Consider the following 16931-nt stretch of genomic DNA (forward strand, 5'->3'; position numbering starts at 1 on the left):
TTGCTTCCTCCTATTTCAACTTGTTATAGTCTTCAGCGGCTACGGGTTCCAGCCACTCGGTGGAACTGTTTTCGCCGGGAACGCCAATGGACAGGTGCTGGAACCATTCATTTTGGGCAGCGCCGTGCCAGTGTTTCACTCCTTCGGGGATATTCACCACATCGCCGGGCTTCAGTTCCCGGGCAGGTTTGCCCCATTCCTGGTACCAGCCCCGGCCGGCGGTGACAATGAGAATCTGGCCGCCGCCCTTGGACGCATGGTGAATATGCCAGTTGTTCCGGCAGCCCGGTTCAAAGGTTACGTTGGAAATATGCACCTGCTCCTTGGAAATGGGATACAGGTAGCTTTGTCCTACAAAATATTTGGCATAGGCATCATTGGTCTTGCCAATAGGAAATACGCTGAGTTCTTTCATGATTATTCCTCCACCCTTTCAAATTTGATTTTGGTATCGCCCAGGTTTTTGAAAAACGTTACGTCATCAGCAATGTGCCCGATGGGCTGCTGTTCAAAGATTTCCCCATTCTGGGCATAGAGAATCACCAGGCTGCCCCGGGGCGGCCAATAGGAAATATCGCCAATTTTGTAGCCGGTATACTTGGCTTCTTTGGCAGGCAGGCTGCCCTTTCCCATCCGGAAGCACATTTCCCGTTCATATAAATTCTGCATGGAATAGGTCTGGGGCAATTTGTTCCACAGCGCCCGGACAGCTTCGTTTTCCTGCAATTTGGCAACGAGAACGTGTTTCCCTGCCGTTATTTTGATTTTGCGTTCTTTTTCGGTCATGCTGCATCCCGCTTTCTTGAGGATTTGCCAGAAAGAAAGGAGCCTGACAGGCTTCCTTTTCCTTACAAGTACACTATAATCCTTTTGCAGGCGTATGTAAAAGGCCTATATTTTATAAAGCGTTATACAATTTATGCATGGAAGTTTCAGCGGACTCCCTGCCAAAAACGCCATTTTTCAGCGCAAAAAAGCCAGGCAAAAGGAGGCTTCCTTCTGTCTGGCTCTGCTGCGGTTCCAGCCGTATTTTTTCTGCTGTCTTAGCGTCTGGCCTTACCGGTAAGCTGCTCTACCTGCATCTCATAGACCCGGGTTCTGTCTTTAGCGGCCTGGGTATATTTGGCGCCCTTTTCCAGAAATTGGGGTGCGTACTTGGTGCCAAACTTCAAAAGGCCCTGAACCTTTTCTTCCCCGGTGAGTTCCCGCAGGGTACCAAAACAAATGGCGGAAATATACCGGGTGCTGAATTGCTCCGGCAGAGGCTCGGTAGGGCCTACGACCGTAAAGCAGGCCTTGGAGCAATAGGCCAGGTTGTCGATTTTATGCCCTTCCACAGCACAATGGAAGGTGATCAGGCCGGGATCCTCGTACACAAAGGAAATGGGCACGCCGTAGGGATACCCGTCCCTGCCCATGGTGGACAGGACGCCATACTGCTGTTGTTTCAACAAAGCAATGGCTTCCTCGTTGGGAATCTGCCGATCTTTCCGTCGCATTTCGTACATAAGTTTTACTCTCCTTAAACTTTCTTTCTAATATATAGTAATCCTACTGTCTTAGTATTATACTCCTTGCGAATTTCCTGACAAGGGGTCCTGGGAATTATTTCAGGGCTCCTTCCAGCTTCAGCAAAGCCGTTTTCCGTTCAAGGCCCCCGGCGTAGCCGGTCAGGCTTCCGTCCGTGCCAATAACCCGGTGGCAGGGCACTACCAGGGAAATGGGATTGCTGCCCACGGCACCCCCGATGGCCCGGGCGGCTTTAGGTTTCCCCAAGGCTTTGGCCAGTTGACCATAGGTAACGGTGCTGCCGTAAGGAATTTGCAGAAGCTGCTCCCAGACTTTTTTCTGAAACGCCGTGCCTATAAATTCCAGAGCCGGTGTTGTTTTTGGCTGCTTGCCGGCAAAATACGTATTCAGCCAGGTACAGGTTTCCTGCAGCACGGGCACCAGTTTTTCCTCCCGGTTTTCTGCCAAAGTACTGCCAAAAGCCTTTTGGCCGCTGAACCACAGGCCCACCAGTTTGTCCCCATTGGCGGCCAGCACCACTTCCCCCAGGGGAGAGGAATAGTTCCAGGTATATTGCATTATTTCTTCGCCTCTTTCTTTTTCTTGGGTGCCGGATCGGTCAGCCCCGGAATGGCGCCCCCGGCCACTTCCCAAAAGTACAGGCTGGCTACGGAGCCGTAGGGGGACAAACGCCTTTGAATCCGGGCAAACTGCTTCTTATCGATGCGGCGGTGGCGGTAGACCATGCGCAGCCCCCGCTGGATGCCCAGGTCGTCAAAGCTCAGCACATTGGGCCGCAGCAGGGTAAAAAGCAGCAGCATTTCCGCGGTCCACCGGCCAATACCCTTCAGGGAGCTAAGCCGTGCAATGACTTCTTCGTCGGGAAGCTCCGTCAAGGCTTCCAGGTCAAATTCTCCGCTGAGCACCTTTTGAGTAAATTCCAAAATGTAGGTGGCTTTCCGGGAGGAGACCCCCTGGGCCTGGAGGTTCTCCTGCCCCAGGGCCGCCACGTTTTCCGGGGTGACAGTACCAGCGGCTGCCGAGAGCCGGCCCCAAATGGCAGCCTGGGCCTTGCCGGAAATCTGCTGCCCCACAATGTGATGGACCACAGCGCTGTACAAGCCGGGCATCACTTCCCATTCCAAATGGCCCAGCTGGTCGATGACCGCCCCCAGTTTCTTGTCCTTGCTTTTCAGATAGCTGATTTCTTTTTCGCCGTAAGGATATAACATGGCCATCCCTCCCGTTTCTCTATGCTTTTATTCTAGCATAAAGCCCTGAAAAACATAGCTTGGAATCAGGGAAAAATAAGAGGAAATTGCCAAAAAATATCCCCACTGCCAGGCCGAAGCCTTACAATGGGGATATTGTCATTTTTCCCAGTGTTCAGGTGGGTATTCTTTTGCACAGTTGGTAAAAAATTTACCCAGCTGCTATGGAGTCCCTCTCCGCTTTGCCGTTCTCAGCCGTTATAGAAAGCGGTAAGCAATGCGTTGATGGCATCCTGGTCATCAGCGCCCATGGTTTCTCTGGCAGAATGCATAGCCAACAGAGCCACGCCGATATCCATGGTGCGGATGGGGGTCAGGGCAGAGGCCATGGAGCCCAAGGTGGAGCCGCCCTTCACATCACTGCGGTTCACAAACAGCTGGCAGGGAATGTGGTTGGCTTCGCACAGGCCCTTTACAATAGCAACAGCTTCAGCGTCACCGGCGTAGGACTGGGAGCAGGCTTGTTTCAGTACCAGACCGCCGTTCAGCACAGGTTTGTTAGTGATGTCGCATTTGTCCACATGGTTGGGATGCAGGGCATGGGCCACGTCCACGGACAGCATAAAGCCGGAAGCCAGGTCCTCGAACAGGTCTTCCTCATTAAAGCCCAAAGCCTTGTACACCCGGCGCAGCAGGTGGTCCAGTACCAGGGAATCGGCACCCTGTTTGGTCTTGGAACCAACTTCTTCGTTGTCAAACAGGGCAGCCACCCGGATGCCGCTGCCTTCGTTGTTGATGATGCCGGTCAGGCAGGCGAAGCAGGAGGTCAGGTTGTCCAGGCGGGCGGAAGAGATGAACTCGTCCTTCAAGCCGAAGGTGCAGCCTTGTTCAAAGGGATAGGTGGACAGTTCGAAGCTCAGAATGTCTTCGGCTTTGCAGCCCAGTTCCCCGGCCAGGAAGTTCACGAAGAAATGGGGATCCTTTTCGTCCTGACCCAGCATGGTAGCCAGGGGCAGCACGTCCTTTTGCTTATTCCATTTGTAGCCGTCGTTGACTTCCCGGTTCATATGGATGGCCAGGTTGGCCATGGTGAGCAGCGGCCGTTTGAAGTCCACCAGGTGTACCTTGGGAGCAAAGGGTTTGTCCGTACGGGTCACAATCTTGCCGGCCAAGCCCAGAGGACGATCCAGCCAGGTGCTGACAATCATGCCGCCGTAGCCTTCTACGTTCAGGGTCCCGTATCCGTTGGTGTTGATTTCCGCAGCCGGTTTCAGCCGGAAGCAGGGGAAGTCCGTATGGGCAGCCGCCATCTTCAGGCCCCGTTCCCCGGCTTTGCCGGTACGAAAGGCAATGAGGGCGGAATCAAAAATCTTTACGTAATACTTGCCGTCATCGGCCAGTTTCCAGTCTTCAGTCAGGGACAGGCCTTCAAAGCCGTTGTCCTGCAGCAGCTTTTCGCTGGTTTGTACCGTATGATAAGGGGACGTGCTGGTTTGGATGAAGTCAAGCAGAGCTTTTGTACTTTGTTTCATGGGAATTCCTCCTTGAATTGGCTCGAAATAATAACTATTCCGAAATGTTGTACAAACTGAACAAATATATTATAAAATAGTTCGGCAAAGTATTCAAGAAGATTGAAAAATATGATAAGATATTATCAACCGTATTATATTTTACAAAGGAGGCAATTCAATTGGACAACAAAAATGAATCCAGCAACACATCGAACAAGTACCTATCTTGGAAATCCCTAGCGCTGATGACCTTCACAGCCGTATGGGGCTTCGGCAACGTGGTGAACGGCTACGCAAACCAGGGCTTAAAGGCTGTGGTATCGTGGATCCTGATGTTCACCCTGTACTTTGTTCCCTACGCTTTGATGGTAGGCGAAATGGGGTCTACCTTCAAGGAAAGCAAAGGCGGCGTTTCTTCCTGGATCCGTTCCACCACCACGACCAAGCTGGCCTACTTCGCAGGCTGGACCTACTGGATCGTACACATGCCTTATCTGGCACAGAAACCTCAGAACATCATCATCGCCTGCGGCTGGGCAACCTTAGGCAACGGCACGCTCACCAAAATGATTGCGCCCCTGCCTCTGCAGCTGACCGCTCTTGTTATTTTCTTCTTCTTCCTGTGGTATGCATCTCGGGGCATTGGAGCCTTAAAGCGCATCGGCGCTTTGGCCGGTTCCTCCATGTTCGTCATGTCCCTGCTGTATATCGTCCTTGCCCTGGCCGCACCGCATCTGACCACCGCCAAGACCTTTACCTACAGCCTGGATTGGAATACCCTGATGCCCACCTTCGACTTTGACTACATGACCACCCTGGCCATTCTGGTCTTTGCCGTAGGCGGCTGCGAAAAGTTGTCTCCTTATGTAAACAACCTGGAAAAACCTTCTTCTGAATTCCCCAAGGCCATGATTTTCATGGCTGCCATGGTAGCTATCACTGCACTCCTGGGAACCTTTGCCATGGGCCTGATGTTCGACCCCAACAACATTCCCAAGGACCTGATGATGAACGGTGCTTACTACAGCTTCCTGAAGCTGGGTGAATACTATGGTGTGGGCAGAACCTTCCTGGTTATCTATGCTATCTGCAACGTGCTGGGCCAGTCCGCCACCCTGGCCATCTCCATCGATGCGCCCATCAAGATTCTGCTGGGCGACGTAGATCCGCAGTTCGTTCCCAAATCTTTCACCAAAATCAATGCCAACGGCGTGCCTGTAACCGGCTACAAACTGACTGCCGTACTGGTCAGCATTCTGCTGATTGTTCCGGCTCTGGGCATCGGCGATATGACCACCCTGTAAAACTGGCTGATCCGTCTGAACGCTGTGTGCATGCCCCTGCGGTATCTGTGGGTATTTGTTGCCTACATCATGCTGAAGAAACACTCCGACAAATTTGCCGCTACCTACCAATTTGTAAAGAGCAAAGGCGTAGGTATGGTATTCGGCGGCTGGTGCTTCTTCTTCACCGCTTACGCCTGCATCATGGGGATGTTCCCCCGCGGCGTCCAAAGCGGTACCAGCGGCTGGTACTTCCAGTTTGCCATGAACATCATCACCCCTGTGGTGCTGCTGGGCATCGGCCTGATTTTGCCTGAACTGGCTAAAAAAGAACGGGAACAGGGCAAATAAGCCTTCCCATGAGTTCTCGTTCCTAAAAAAATACCGTCCATTGCGCGTCCAATCGCAGTGGGCGGTATTTTTTATGGCTTTCCAACCAACGGGCCGGGCCTGGGCCAGAAGAGTAAGGCAGTTCAGCCAACTGGCGGCAAGTATGTGAGAAGAAACGACTCCCCCAGCCCGTCAGGACTGAGGGAGTTTTTTCGCAAAGCGTCAATTCAAATGGATTTTCCGTTTGTCGTTCATAACGGCAGACAGCCGGTGGGAAATGGACAGAACGGTTCTGCCTTCAGCGGCAGCTTCCAGGGCTTCCAGGATATTCTGCTCGGTTTCGCTGTCCAAGTTGGCGGTGATTTCGTCCAGCAGCAAGAGCCTGGGAGACGTAACCACAGCCCGGGCAATGGACAGCAGCTGGAGCTGACCTCGGGAGAAAAGACCGCTGGACATAGGTGTATCCAGCTGCTCCGGCAGGGCCCGAACCACCGCTTCCAGCCGGGAAAGGCGCAGGGCAGCCCAGATTTCCTCATCTGTAATGGCTGGGTCAAACAGGGCAATCTGGTCTCTCAGGTTTCCCTGTATAGCCTGGAAATCCTGCTCCACACAGCCGTACACTCGGCGTTTGGCCGCATCCGGAATAGCCTGGGGATTTTCCCCAAAAAGCCGGATGGCGCCGCCCTGGGGTTGGTACAGACCCAGCAGCAGCTTAAAAATGGTGCTTTTCCCGGCGCCGCTGCGGCCCAGGATGAATACGTGTTCCCCAGGAGCAATGGTAAAGGACAGCTGTTTTAAAATGGGCAAACTGGGGTCGTAGCCAAAGGTCACCTGGTCAAACACCACGGCAGGGGCGTTCTCCTCTGGTTTTTCCGCCTCCGGCACCACCCGGTCGGGCACGTTTAAAAAGTCGCTGATATGCCGTATACCTGCAATGGCGGTCTGGATATTCTGGAGCTCCATGCCGATGTTCTCAATCGGCGCAAAGAGCTTGCCCACGTAGGAAATCACGGCTACCGCAGACCCTACGCTGAGGCCAAACAGTCCCTGCAGCTCCAGCCCGGACACGGCGGCAACCATCATGACCGCCACCACGGCAGCCTGGACGATTTGGATAATGGAAGAATAAATTCCATCGTAGAAATTGGAACGGTTTACGGCGTTATAGCTGTCGCTGATGTAAGCGTCGTAGCGGGATTCCATGTACTTTTCCTTCCCCAGCACGTGGATCATGCGGATGTTCCGGATGGTTTCCGGTACGTGGTTGCTGACCCGGCCGATGGCCTGCCGGTTGTCCCGCTGGGCCACCAGGGTTGCCCGCTGAAAATGCCTGGTCAGAAGGAACAGGAAGGGCGTAAGAATCACCAGCAGGATTGCCAGGCCCGGACATTCGGTAAAGATGATGCCCAGGATGCCGATGAGCTTAAAGCTGTCGGCCAGCATCCCCACAATGCCATCGGAATACAGGGTATCAATGGTGTCGGCATCGTTGACGAAAACACTGGTAATCTGACCGGCAGGGTGTTTGGTAAAGTAGTCGGCGGGCAGCCGGTCCAGCTTGGCGCACAGCACGGAACGGATGCCGTGGGTAATTTTCTGGCCGAAGATGGTAATGGCGCTGTTCTGAGCCGTTTCAAACAGGTCGGAAACAATTACCAGCAGCAAATAGCCGGCGGACAGGCGGAAAGAAATCCCCTTCCCCGCCGTCAGTTCGTTGATTACCCGTTTCAGCACCAGGGGCGGCAGCAGGCTGGTTACTACGGAAGCCACTATCAGGGCTACCAGCAACAGTACGGCCCCAGGATGGGTCTTTAAGGAAGTTTTTACGGAAGCAATCACGGGAGCGTAGGTGCTTTGCTTATTTTGCATCTAAATCCACCCCCTCTGCCTGTTTCTGGTACAGCTCCGCATACTCCGGCTGGGAATCCAGCAGCTCCTGATGGGTGCCGAAGGTGCCGGTGCCATCATGAAGAAACAGTACGTGGTCAAACTCCGGAAAATGGAGCAGCCGATGGGAAATCAGCAGGATAACTGCCTCCGGGCACAGGGTCCGAAGATTGTTCAAAATGCGGCTTTCCCCCTTGGGGTCCACGGCAGAAAAGGGGTCGTCCAGCACCAGCAGGGGCCTGGCATGGGCCAGGGTCCGGGCCAGGGCGATTCTTGCCTGCTGGCCGCCAGAAAGCTGGGTGCCGCTGCTGCCGGCCAGGGAATTTTCCTTATCCGGCAGGGCGGCCACTTCCTGGTCCAGGCACACGGCCCGCAGATAGGACCAAACGTCGATTGGGTCGCCCAACGTGATGTTTTCCGCAATGGAAGCGGTCATCAGCTCCGGTTCGTGGCCCATATAGGAAATCAGGGCCTTCCGTTTCTCCGGGGACAGGGCGCGAAAATCCGTGCCGTTTAAGGTAATAGTCCCCACCCAGGGCACCTCCCCAATAAAGATTTTCCCCAGCATACTCTTGCCGCAGGCCACCCTGCCGGTAATACCCACAATATCCCCGGGCTGGGCAGTAAGACAAATCTGGCGCAGTACGGGAGAAGACTCATCGTACTGGCAGCTGACCTGGTCCAGTACCAGGGTTACCGGCCGGGCTTTTTCCAGCTTGCTGCTTTCCCGCTCTGTTACCTGAAGCTGGAGCAGCGGCTTTAACCGTACCCAGGAAACCTGGGCTTTCTGCACGGCGTTAAACAGCTTGGCCGCATGGCTGGTTTTTACCGCCAGTTTAGTAAAGCAGGCCACATAGGTGGTAAAGCCGGCAATGTCCCACTGGACCCAGCCCGTTCCCAACACGTTTCGGGAACCGAAATAGAAGATGATCAGCATCCCGCACATGGCAATGGCATCGTAGATGGGCATCATACTGCCTTCAAAAATATTGGCCCGGGCGCTGGCCCGTTCATAGGCCGCCAACTGGGCCTCGTAACCCGTATCCCGATTCTTTTCCCGGCCAGTAATCCGGTAGGTCAGGGCATGGCTCACCCGGTCCATGGTCAGTTGGTTCAGCTGGGCTTCGCAGGCCTTGTAGGCACTGTTGGTTTCGCTGACAATTTTCTTCAGCCAATTGGCCATGGCGTAAGCAACGGGAATCACCAGGCAGGCCAGAAGCGTCAGCCGCCAGTCGTAACCCAGCAGCAGGGCCAGATACACCACCATCACCACTCCGGTATCAAAAACTTCAGTGGTAAATTTCCGCATGCCCTCGGAACAGGCGTCCACATCGGACACGGCCTTGGTCATCAGATTCCCCAAATTCTCCCGGCGCAGCTCCTTGCTGTCCATATGCACCAGGCTGTGGTACAGGGTGTGGCGCATGAGCCAACCAATCTGGGCGGAAAAAATCCGGACGCTGTAGCGCTTCCCTGCCCGCATGACCTGGACCAGCGCCAGGACTGCCACATAGCTGAGTGCCAGTTTCACCATGTCCAGGGGGACAGCCCGGTGCTGGAGAATGTCGTACAGGCACTGGGCCATTTGACCTTCAAAATAGGGTCCCGCCCCCATACCCACGTTATAAAGAATCCCGGTAATGGTCACAATGACCAAAATGGGTGCCTCTGCCTTAAAATAGGAGAGGATTTTGGCCGGCTCTTCCACCCGGCGTTCCTTATGGTTTTTCACGCTGCTCAGCTCCCCTGCCAACTGTTTGTTATCGCTCTAATACAGAGTAGTATACTCCTTTCCCTGCCAAAAGAGGTTCCAGCATTTATAAATTTTTCGTGAAAAAAGCTGTGAAAAGCAAAAGCGCTTCTCACAGCTCCAGACAGTTATTCTCTTATTTCACTCCGTATTTCCGTTTCAGCCTGCTGAAATAGCGGTAAAACATGGGACCGGTGGTGCAAACCGCTACAGTATCCGCAATGGGTTCCGCCAAGAACACCCCTGTAACAGGTTCTGCCACCAGATGGGGCAGAATGAAAATCAAGGGAATCAGCAGAATGATTTTCCGCCAAATGGTTAGGAAAATGGCAGTAGGGGCCTGGTCCAAGGCCACAAAGCTATATTGGCAGGCCACCTGGACCCCATACAGGAACAGCATGGACAGGTAGATACGGATAGCCCCTGAAGAGTACTGGATCAGCTGGGCATTGTCCGTAAAGATGGCTGCCACCCAGTCCGGCCGCAGCATGCACAGCGCCCAGATGAGGCAGGAGCCGGCAACACAGGATACCAACAGGTCGCGAAAACAGTCCCGAACCCTGTCAATTTTCTCCGCGCCCAGATTATAACTGAGAATGGGCTGTGCTCCCTGAACCAGTCCGGGCAGCAGCAGCATGACAAACTGCATAATGGAATTCATGATGCTCATGGAACTGACGGCCATATCCCCACCAAAACGCTGGAGGGAAGTATTAAAGGAAATGGCTACCATATTTTCCGTCAGCTGCATCAGGGCAGGACTGGTCCCCAGGAGGATGCAGGGCAGCAGCAAATCCCGGCGAAAAACAATATTCTTTAACCGCAGCTTTAGGGTGCTGTGCCGAGACAGAAGAAAGCCTACCACGCAAAGGGCAGAAACTCCCTGGGACAGTATGGTAGCCAGAGCTGCCCCCTCTACGCCCCAGTGCAGCAAATTAATCATGACATAGTCCAAAACCACGTTGCAGACGGCTCCCACAGCCACATTCAGCATACTGATTTTTGTAAAGCCTTCTGCGGTGATAAAGGCATTGAGCCCCAGGGTCAGCTGAATCAGCACCGTCCCCAGACAGTAAATATTCATATAGTCCAAGGCATAGCCAATGGTACCGGAGCTGGCCCCAAAAAGCAGCAGCACCGGACGGCCGCACAAACGCATGAACACCGTGAGCAGCAGGGACAGCACCAAAATCATCCAGGTACAGGTCCCCAGGATTTCCTCTGCAGCCGGGTAATTCTGCCGTCCCATCATAATGGAGGCTTTGGGGGCACCGCCCATACTGACCAAGGCTGCCAGGGCGGATATGGCCAGAATCACCGGGGTGGTAATCCCCACCCCAGCCAGGGCCAGCGGTCCTTCCACGGGGATATGGCCGATAAACATCTTGTCCACCAGATTGTAGAGGATATTGATCATTTGGGCCAAAATAGCGGGTACGGCCAGGGAGAAAAAGAGACGATGGATGGGTCCGGTGCCTAAAAGGCTTTCCTGTTCTCCCTTCCTGTTTCCCAGGGTAAGCTTCTGCTCCTGCTTTTCCATAACCATCCCGTCCTTCATAACTCCTGCCGTTTGCGGTAAAACACCGCAGCGCCTTGGCAGGAGCATTAGATTTCTGCGGCCTGCCAGGCTGCCAGCACCCGCAATATTCGTTATTTTCATTCAAACAGTTTTGCAGTGCAAAAGTCAATACTCATTCTTTTCAGAGTAAGAAAGACCAAGCTAACGGCAAAAAATACCCTGCAAAAGGCAAAAATCACAGCAGCTATTGCCGGCATCCTCCCCAGCAGGTAAAAATGCGGGTTGATTATAATCCGATTTCGTACTATAATCTAATACAGGTTTAAAATACGATTTCGGATTATAAGGAGGCTTCCAAAGTGGAACAAGACCGTAAAGCTATGCGCCGGCTGATTATCGCCATAAATAATATTGACGAGCTCTATTACAACGATACCGCCAAAATTGGCATCAAGGAATCCCTGCTGTGGCTGCTGTATGCCCTGGATAACGGCCAGGCCCATTCCCAAAAGGAAATTTGTGCAGAATGGGGTTTTCCCAAAAGTACGCTGAACACCACCATTAAGCAGGCAGAGTCAGAAGGTTATCTGACGCTGTCCCCCATTCCCGGCAAACGGCGGGAATGCCATATTGAACTGACCCCCCTGGGACAAGCCTACACCCGAAAGGTACTGGCGCCGATTTATCAGGCGGAAGCCCAGGCTTTTACGGAAACGGTAGAAAAATACTCTACTTCCTTTATTGATGCCCTAGCTTTCCTCAGTGACCGGCTGAAGCTGGCATTCCAGACCCATGTGGAGAAACTGGAGGAAACCTCGCAGACAGGCCAAAAGGGGAAAGGGAGGACTACGCCATGAGGGTTCTGCTGCATTTTCTCAAGCCCTACAAATGTCTCTGCTTTTTCACCGTACTGGTGACTTTGATAGATGTGGCAGGCACCCTGTATATTCCCACCCTGGCAGCGGAAATGATCAACATTGGCCTGGAAACAGGCAATTGGCCGGAAGTGGTCCATAAAGGTGTCTGTATGCTGGGAGCGGTACTGCTCTCTGCCCTAGGAACGCTGGTGGGCAGTTTTCTCTGCGCCCGGCTGTCGGCCAGGCTGGGACGGGACCTGCGCAATGCTCTGTACGACCACGTCCTTGCCTTTTCGGAGACCGATTTTGACCAGTTTGGCACCGGTTCCCTGATTACCCGTACCCTGACAGATGTCAGCGTGGTCCAACAGGCTTTTACCTGGTCCATTCAGATGATTTTGCCAGTACCTGCCCTGTGCCTCATGGGGATGGGGCTGGCCTACTCCCTGAACCCGGAAATGGGAAAGCTGATGATTGGGGTCACCACGGTAATTTTGGGCGGGGCCGTGCTGATTACCCGGAAAGCGGCAGTCATTTTTGAAAAGCTGCAAACCCTGCTGGATAAAATCAATGTGCTGATTCGGGAAAATCTCACCGGGGTGCGGGTTATCCGTGCCTTCAACAAGGAAGCCTACGAAGAAAAACGGCTGCACCGGTCCTTTGCAGACTATGCAGAATCAGCCATTCATGCCAATGGACTGTTTTTCGGCCTGGAAAGCCTGGCCATCTTTGTCATGAACCTATGCATCTGTACCATTTTGTGGCTGGGAGCGGACCAGATTGGCGCAAGGCAGCTGGAGATTGGGGACCTGACTGCTCTCACGGAATACGCCATTCTGATTTTGTTCTACGTGATTTTGGCCCAAATGGTGGTGATTCTCCTGCCCCGGGCCAAAGTATGCCTAAACCGGATTGGTGCTGTTTTGGCAAAGCAGCCGGAAATTACTGATGGGAAGGCAAAAGCACTGCCTGCGGCTGCACCCGAAGTGTTCCGGCTGCATAACGTTACTTTCCGTTTTGCCAACGCGGCGGAGGCTGCTCTGCAAAACCTGGACTTTGCCCTGTGCCGGGGAAAAACCACCGCCATTATTGGCAGCACCGGCAGCGGAAAATCCACCCTGGCCAAGCTCCTGCTCCGCTTTCACGATGTAACGGAAGGAGCCATTACCCTGGAGGGAATGGATATTCGCCAGCTGACCCAGGAACAGCTGCGCAAACATATTTCCTATGTACCCCAAAAGGCTTGGCTGTTTTCCGGCACCCTGGCCGAAAACCTGCGGGTGGGCTGGAAAGAAGCTTCCCAGGAGGACCTGAAAAAGGCCCTTTCCATTGCCCAGGCGGACTTTGTGAAGGACCTGCCGGAAGGACTGGAAACCCAGGTATCCCAAGGGGGAACCAATTTTTCTGGTGGGCAGCGGCAGCGGCTGGCCATTGCTCGGGCGCTGCTCAAAAAAGCAGATTTGTACATTTTTGATGACAGCTTTTCTGCCTTGGATTTCAAAACGGATGCGGCCCTGCGGCGGGCCCTTAAAAACACCCTGGCAGGGAGTTCGGTTCTGATTATTGCCCAACGGGTCAGCACCATTGAAACAGCGGACCAGATTATTGTGCTGGAAGACGGCCGGACCGTGGGGGTGGGCACCCATCAGGAATTGCTGAAAGGCTGCCCAGCATACCAACAGATTGTGGAATCCCAAACGAAAGGAGGCAGCTGCCATGGCACAGGACAACCGGCAAACTGAACACCAACAGGACACTTCCCTGGCCTATGAACTGTCCTTTGAAAAGCCCCAGGCTGCCTGGAAAACCCTGAAACGACTGTGGCAAACAGCCCGGGCCTTCCACCAAAGGCTTATTCTGGTGCTGCTGTCCGTAACCTTCTACACCATTTTGATGATTGCAGCACCCTGGTACAGTGCCGGGGTCATTGACCATCTGTGGAACGACATTCAGATAAGCCAAACCCTGGGACAGGCATTTCACGTAACCTGGCAGCAGGGCGGCCGGGAAATCGGAATTTTGTTTCTGCTATATCTGGGAGCCTGGCTGTTCTATAGTCTGCAAAGCTATGCCATGCTCTCCTTTGCGGAGACCCTGTCCCTGCACTTGCGGACAGAACTAAGCCAGAAATTAAACCGGCTGCCCCTGTCGTATTTTGACCATCAGCCCACGGGAGACAGCCTCAGCCGCTTTACCAACGACCTGGACAAAATGTCCGAAGCCCTGCAAAATGGGGTGCTAGAGCTGTTTACTTCGGTCGGCATGGTGCTGGGGGCACTGGTTATGATGTTCCATTTCCAGCCCCGGCTGACCCTGCTGTTCGGGCTCTTTACCCTGCTGGCGCTGGGAGTTACCAAACTGTTTTCCCAGGCCACCCTGAACCAAGCCTCCGCCCGGCAGCAAGCTATGGGCAGGGTCACCAGCCTGATAGAGGAATACTACAGCGGCCGGGTAATTCTCAAAGCCTTCAGCCGGGAAGCGGACAGTTCCCAGCATATTCATACTGCCAACGAAGCCTTGGCCCGGTCTTCTGAAAAGGTAGATTTTCTCATTAATGTAGTGAATCCAGCCATCCGTCTGGTAAATCGGCTTGGACAAGTGGGCATCGCCCTTTGGGCCAGCAGTCTGCTGATTCAGGGACGCCTCAGTGTGGGGGCCTTCCAGGCCTTTCTCCAGTATATGAACCAGGCTGCGGAGCCGCTGACAGATGCTTCCTACGTAATTACCTCCATGCAGTCTGCCCTGGCCTCTGCGGAGCGAGTCTACCAACTGCTGGACGAGCCGGAACTGAGCCCGGAGCCGGCGCAGCCCCCGGTGCTTCCTACTATACGGGGCAAAGTGGAATTTCGTCAGGTACGGTTTGGCTACAGTCCGGACAAGGAAATTATGAAAGGAGTCAGCTTTACCGTACAGCCCGGCCAAAAGGTGGCCATTGTAGGGGAAACCGGTGCCGGGAAGACCACCCTGATCAATCTCTTGATGCGCTTCTACGAAGTTCAGGGCGGGAAGATTCTCCTGGACGATGTGGATATTGCCGACCTGTCCCGGCAGCAGCTCCGTTCCTATTTTGGCATGGTACTCCAGGATACCTGGCTGTTTGAAGGCACCATTGGTGAAAACATTGCCTATGGCAGGCCGGACGCTTCCCCAGAAGAAATCCGCAAGGCAGCACAGGCAGCCCGGGTGGACTTCTTTGTACGAACCCTGCCCCAGGGCTATGATACCCGGCTGGAAAATGACAGCGAAGCCATTTCCGTAGGCCAGCGCCAGCTGCTGACCATTGCCCGGGTCATTCTCTGCAACCCTCCCCTTTTGATTTTGGACGAGGCCACCTCCAGCGTGGATACCCAGACGGAAATGGAAATCAACCGGGCTATGAAGACCCTGATGCAGGACAGGACTAGCTTTGTCATTGCCCACCGGCTGTCCACCATTGTGGACGCAGACCTGATTCTGGTTATGGCCGGCGGCAATATTGTGGAACAGGGCACCCATCAGGAACTGCTGCAGCAGGGCGGCGCCTATGCGGACCTATACAACAGCCAGTTTGCCGGGGCATAATTTCGTTGGTACAGCAAAAAAGTCAGTTTCCCTTGTTTCGGTTTTGGGAAACTGACCTTTCTTTTTATCTGTAATTTGTGCAGCGGCTTGGCAAAAGCCTGCCCTACCATACCTCCGGGTAGTTGGTGGGGTCCAAGGGATCCGGGCCGTACCGGTTGTTCCCTTTGTCTCCTGGAATCAGTGCCAAACCGGCAAAGATAATCAGGTTCAAAGCATCTTTCATGTCCGGCCCGCTGGGCAGCAGGCGAAACATCACAAAAAGGGCCAAACACCACCAGGCAGATTGGCCAAAGTCGTGCAGCCGTCTGGCAGCCAGGGAGTAGAAAAAAATAAAACTGACCACGGCAAGAATCAGTCCCACATCCATAACGGCGGACATGCTCTGCGCTTCTCCCCAAAAGGCCAGGAGCATACCCACCATCAGCAGGGCAAAATCCCCCAAACCATAGAGAAAATATTTTTTCCGGCTTAACCTGCCGCTAAAGGACAGGATGCTCCCCGGGGCAAAGGCCGAAACAATAAGAACAAGGATTCCCACCAGAATTGGCAGTCCGAATTGAAAAAATAGCCCCAACTTGATTAAACCCATAAAAAAATCACCCATTTGCAAAACCTCCTCTGCTGGCTTGCCGGGTACCAGGGCACACCGGCTGACGGGCAGGACAGCTTGCCTCAACGCAGACTGCTAGGGCATTTGCTAGGCTAATCCTTCCGCTAACCTTAGTATAGCAAAAGGGTTGGGTGATAAAACTCCCACAAAAAGCAAGACACCCTGCGCTTTTGCAGAGTGTCTCTTTTTACGCGGTTTATTCCACCACGTGGATTCTCTTGGGATCCCAACGGTCCCGCTGCTGCCGTTCCTTGTCCGGATAGCCATAGGCCAAAATGGCAAAGGGCTGCAGGGTATCGGGAAGGTTCAGGATTTCCTTTACCTTGGCAATGCGGTCTTCAAAGGGAGCTACCCCAATCCAAACGCCGCCCAAACCTACTTCACTGCAAGCCAGCCACATATTTTCCATGCAGATGCTCATATCCACAGGAGCAACCGGCTGGAAGGGCAGTCCTTCGGTGCGCATTACGCTCAAAATGGCAATGGGTGCACGGCCTACGGCGCCGGAATATTCGCTGATTCGGGCCAGTTTGGCCAAAATAATGGGGTTCTTGATTACGTAAAATTCCCAGGGCTGCTGGTCCCCGGCGGAAGGTGCCTGCATGGCGGCCTTCAATAAGTAATCGGTTTTTTCCTGTTCTACAGGACGGTCCTCATACCGTCTTACGCTGACACGGGTAAAAATACTGCTAGTCATACAATTCCCTCCTAATACTGGCAAACGCCTGAAGCGCGGACTCCCCGGGGGGTACTCCAAACCGTGCTTCCTATATTTTGTCTCAATTGTAACACGAACGTACACAGTTATCAATACCTAATATATACAATTTATCGTTAACTTTTTACCGTTAACCTTGATTGTAATTTTGGTTTACGTTATCATAAATAAAGTTAACCGCG

14 protein-coding genes and 1 pseudogene are annotated in these 16931 nt (G+C 53.5%); 4 read left to right on the forward strand and 11 right to left on the reverse strand.

Annotated features, from left to right (window positions below; translation table 11 throughout):
• Positions 1-10: 10 nt before the first annotated feature.
• The 6 genes from DW089_RS01460 to DW089_RS01485 all read right to left on the reverse strand — a co-directional run bounded on the left by DW089_RS01460 (position 11) and on the right by DW089_RS01485 (position 4252).
• The gene (locus DW089_RS01460) at positions 11-415 is read right to left on the reverse strand and encodes a cupin domain-containing protein (RefSeq protein WP_105325595.1); all 405 of its coding nucleotides are present in this window, start codon (positions 413-415) and stop codon (positions 11-13) included.
• A 2-nt stretch (positions 416-417) separates the two neighbouring features.
• Positions 418-786, reverse strand: coding sequence for a cyclophilin-like fold protein (locus DW089_RS01465; protein WP_105325596.1), 369 nt, complete (start codon positions 784-786; stop codon positions 418-420).
• 257 nt (positions 787-1043) lie between these two features.
• A complete protein-coding gene (locus DW089_RS01470) occupies positions 1044-1508 on the reverse strand; it encodes a pyridoxamine 5'-phosphate oxidase family protein (RefSeq protein WP_118286674.1) in 465 nt (154 codons plus the stop codon).
• A gap of 97 nt (positions 1509-1605) precedes the next feature.
• Positions 1606-2088 (reverse strand): methylated-DNA--[protein]-cysteine S-methyltransferase, encoded by a 483-nt coding sequence (locus DW089_RS01475; RefSeq protein WP_105325597.1) that lies wholly within the window; start codon positions 2086-2088, stop codon positions 1606-1608.
• Positions 2088-2741: a DNA-3-methyladenine glycosylase gene (locus DW089_RS01480; protein WP_105325598.1), complete on the reverse strand. Its 654-nt coding sequence runs from the start codon at positions 2739-2741 to the stop codon at positions 2088-2090. The genes DW089_RS01475 and DW089_RS01480 overlap by 1 nt, the downstream gene beginning before the upstream one ends.
• A gap of 230 nt (positions 2742-2971) precedes the next feature.
• The gene (locus DW089_RS01485) at positions 2972-4252 is read right to left on the reverse strand and encodes a M18 family aminopeptidase (RefSeq protein ID WP_105325599.1); all 1281 of its coding nucleotides are present in this window, start codon (positions 4250-4252) and stop codon (positions 2972-2974) included.
• Positions 4253-4413: 161 nt separating this feature from the next.
• Between DW089_RS01485 and DW089_RS01490 the strand changes: the two are divergent.
• Positions 4414-5868: pseudogene (locus tag DW089_RS01490) on the forward strand (amino acid permease).
• 201 nt (positions 5869-6069) lie between these two features.
• On the opposite strand, the gene DW089_RS01495 reads toward DW089_RS01490, so the two are convergent.
• The 3 genes from DW089_RS01495 to DW089_RS01505 form a co-directional block, all read right to left on the reverse strand.
• Positions 6070-7716 (reverse strand): ABC transporter ATP-binding protein, encoded by a 1647-nt coding sequence (locus tag DW089_RS01495; protein WP_118286675.1) that lies wholly within the window; start codon positions 7714-7716, stop codon positions 6070-6072.
• A complete protein-coding gene (locus DW089_RS01500) occupies positions 7706-9466 on the reverse strand; it encodes an ABC transporter ATP-binding protein (RefSeq protein ID WP_233547527.1) in 1761 nt (586 codons plus the stop codon). Before DW089_RS01500 ends, DW089_RS01495 begins: the two co-directional genes overlap by 11 nt.
• A 154-nt stretch (positions 9467-9620) precedes the next feature.
• The gene (locus DW089_RS01505; protein WP_370450900.1) at positions 9621-10997 is read right to left on the reverse strand and encodes an MATE family efflux transporter; all 1377 of its coding nucleotides are present in this window, start codon (positions 10995-10997) and stop codon (positions 9621-9623) included.
• 365 nt (positions 10998-11362) lie between these two features.
• Here DW089_RS01505 and DW089_RS01510 point away from each other — a divergent pair, with 365 nt between their 5' ends.
• From DW089_RS01510 to DW089_RS01520, 3 genes are read left to right on the forward strand one after another with little or no spacing between them, the layout of a single operon-like run.
• Positions 11363-11860, forward strand: a complete 498-nt coding sequence (locus DW089_RS01510; RefSeq protein ID WP_105325602.1) for a MarR family winged helix-turn-helix transcriptional regulator — start codon at positions 11363-11365, stop codon at positions 11858-11860.
• On the forward strand, positions 11857-13602 hold the full coding sequence (locus tag DW089_RS01515) for an ABC transporter ATP-binding protein (RefSeq protein WP_105325603.1): 1746 nt from the start codon (positions 11857-11859) through the stop codon (positions 13600-13602). Before DW089_RS01510 ends, DW089_RS01515 begins: the two co-directional genes overlap by 4 nt.
• Entirely contained in the window at positions 13577-15421 is a 1845-nt protein-coding gene (locus DW089_RS01520) for an ABC transporter ATP-binding protein (RefSeq protein ID WP_118286677.1), read from the forward strand. The genes DW089_RS01515 and DW089_RS01520 overlap by 26 nt, the downstream gene beginning before the upstream one ends.
• 103 nt (positions 15422-15524) lie before the next feature.
• On the opposite strand, the gene DW089_RS01525 is transcribed toward DW089_RS01520, so the two are convergent.
• Positions 15525-16025 (reverse strand): DUF805 domain-containing protein, encoded by a 501-nt coding sequence (locus DW089_RS01525; RefSeq protein ID WP_105325605.1) that lies wholly within the window; start codon positions 16023-16025, stop codon positions 15525-15527.
• Between the two features lie 202 nt (positions 16026-16227).
• Complete coding sequence (locus tag DW089_RS01530) at positions 16228-16728, reverse strand: nitroreductase family protein (RefSeq protein ID WP_105325606.1); 501 nt, start codon at positions 16726-16728, stop codon at positions 16228-16230.
• Positions 16729-16931: the final 203 nt, after the last annotated feature.

The sequence above is a fragment of the Acidaminococcus sp. AM05-11 genome (genome assembly GCF_003472805.1).
In the GTDB taxonomy this organism is placed as follows: domain Bacteria; phylum Bacillota; class Negativicutes; order Acidaminococcales; family Acidaminococcaceae; genus Acidaminococcus; species Acidaminococcus hominis.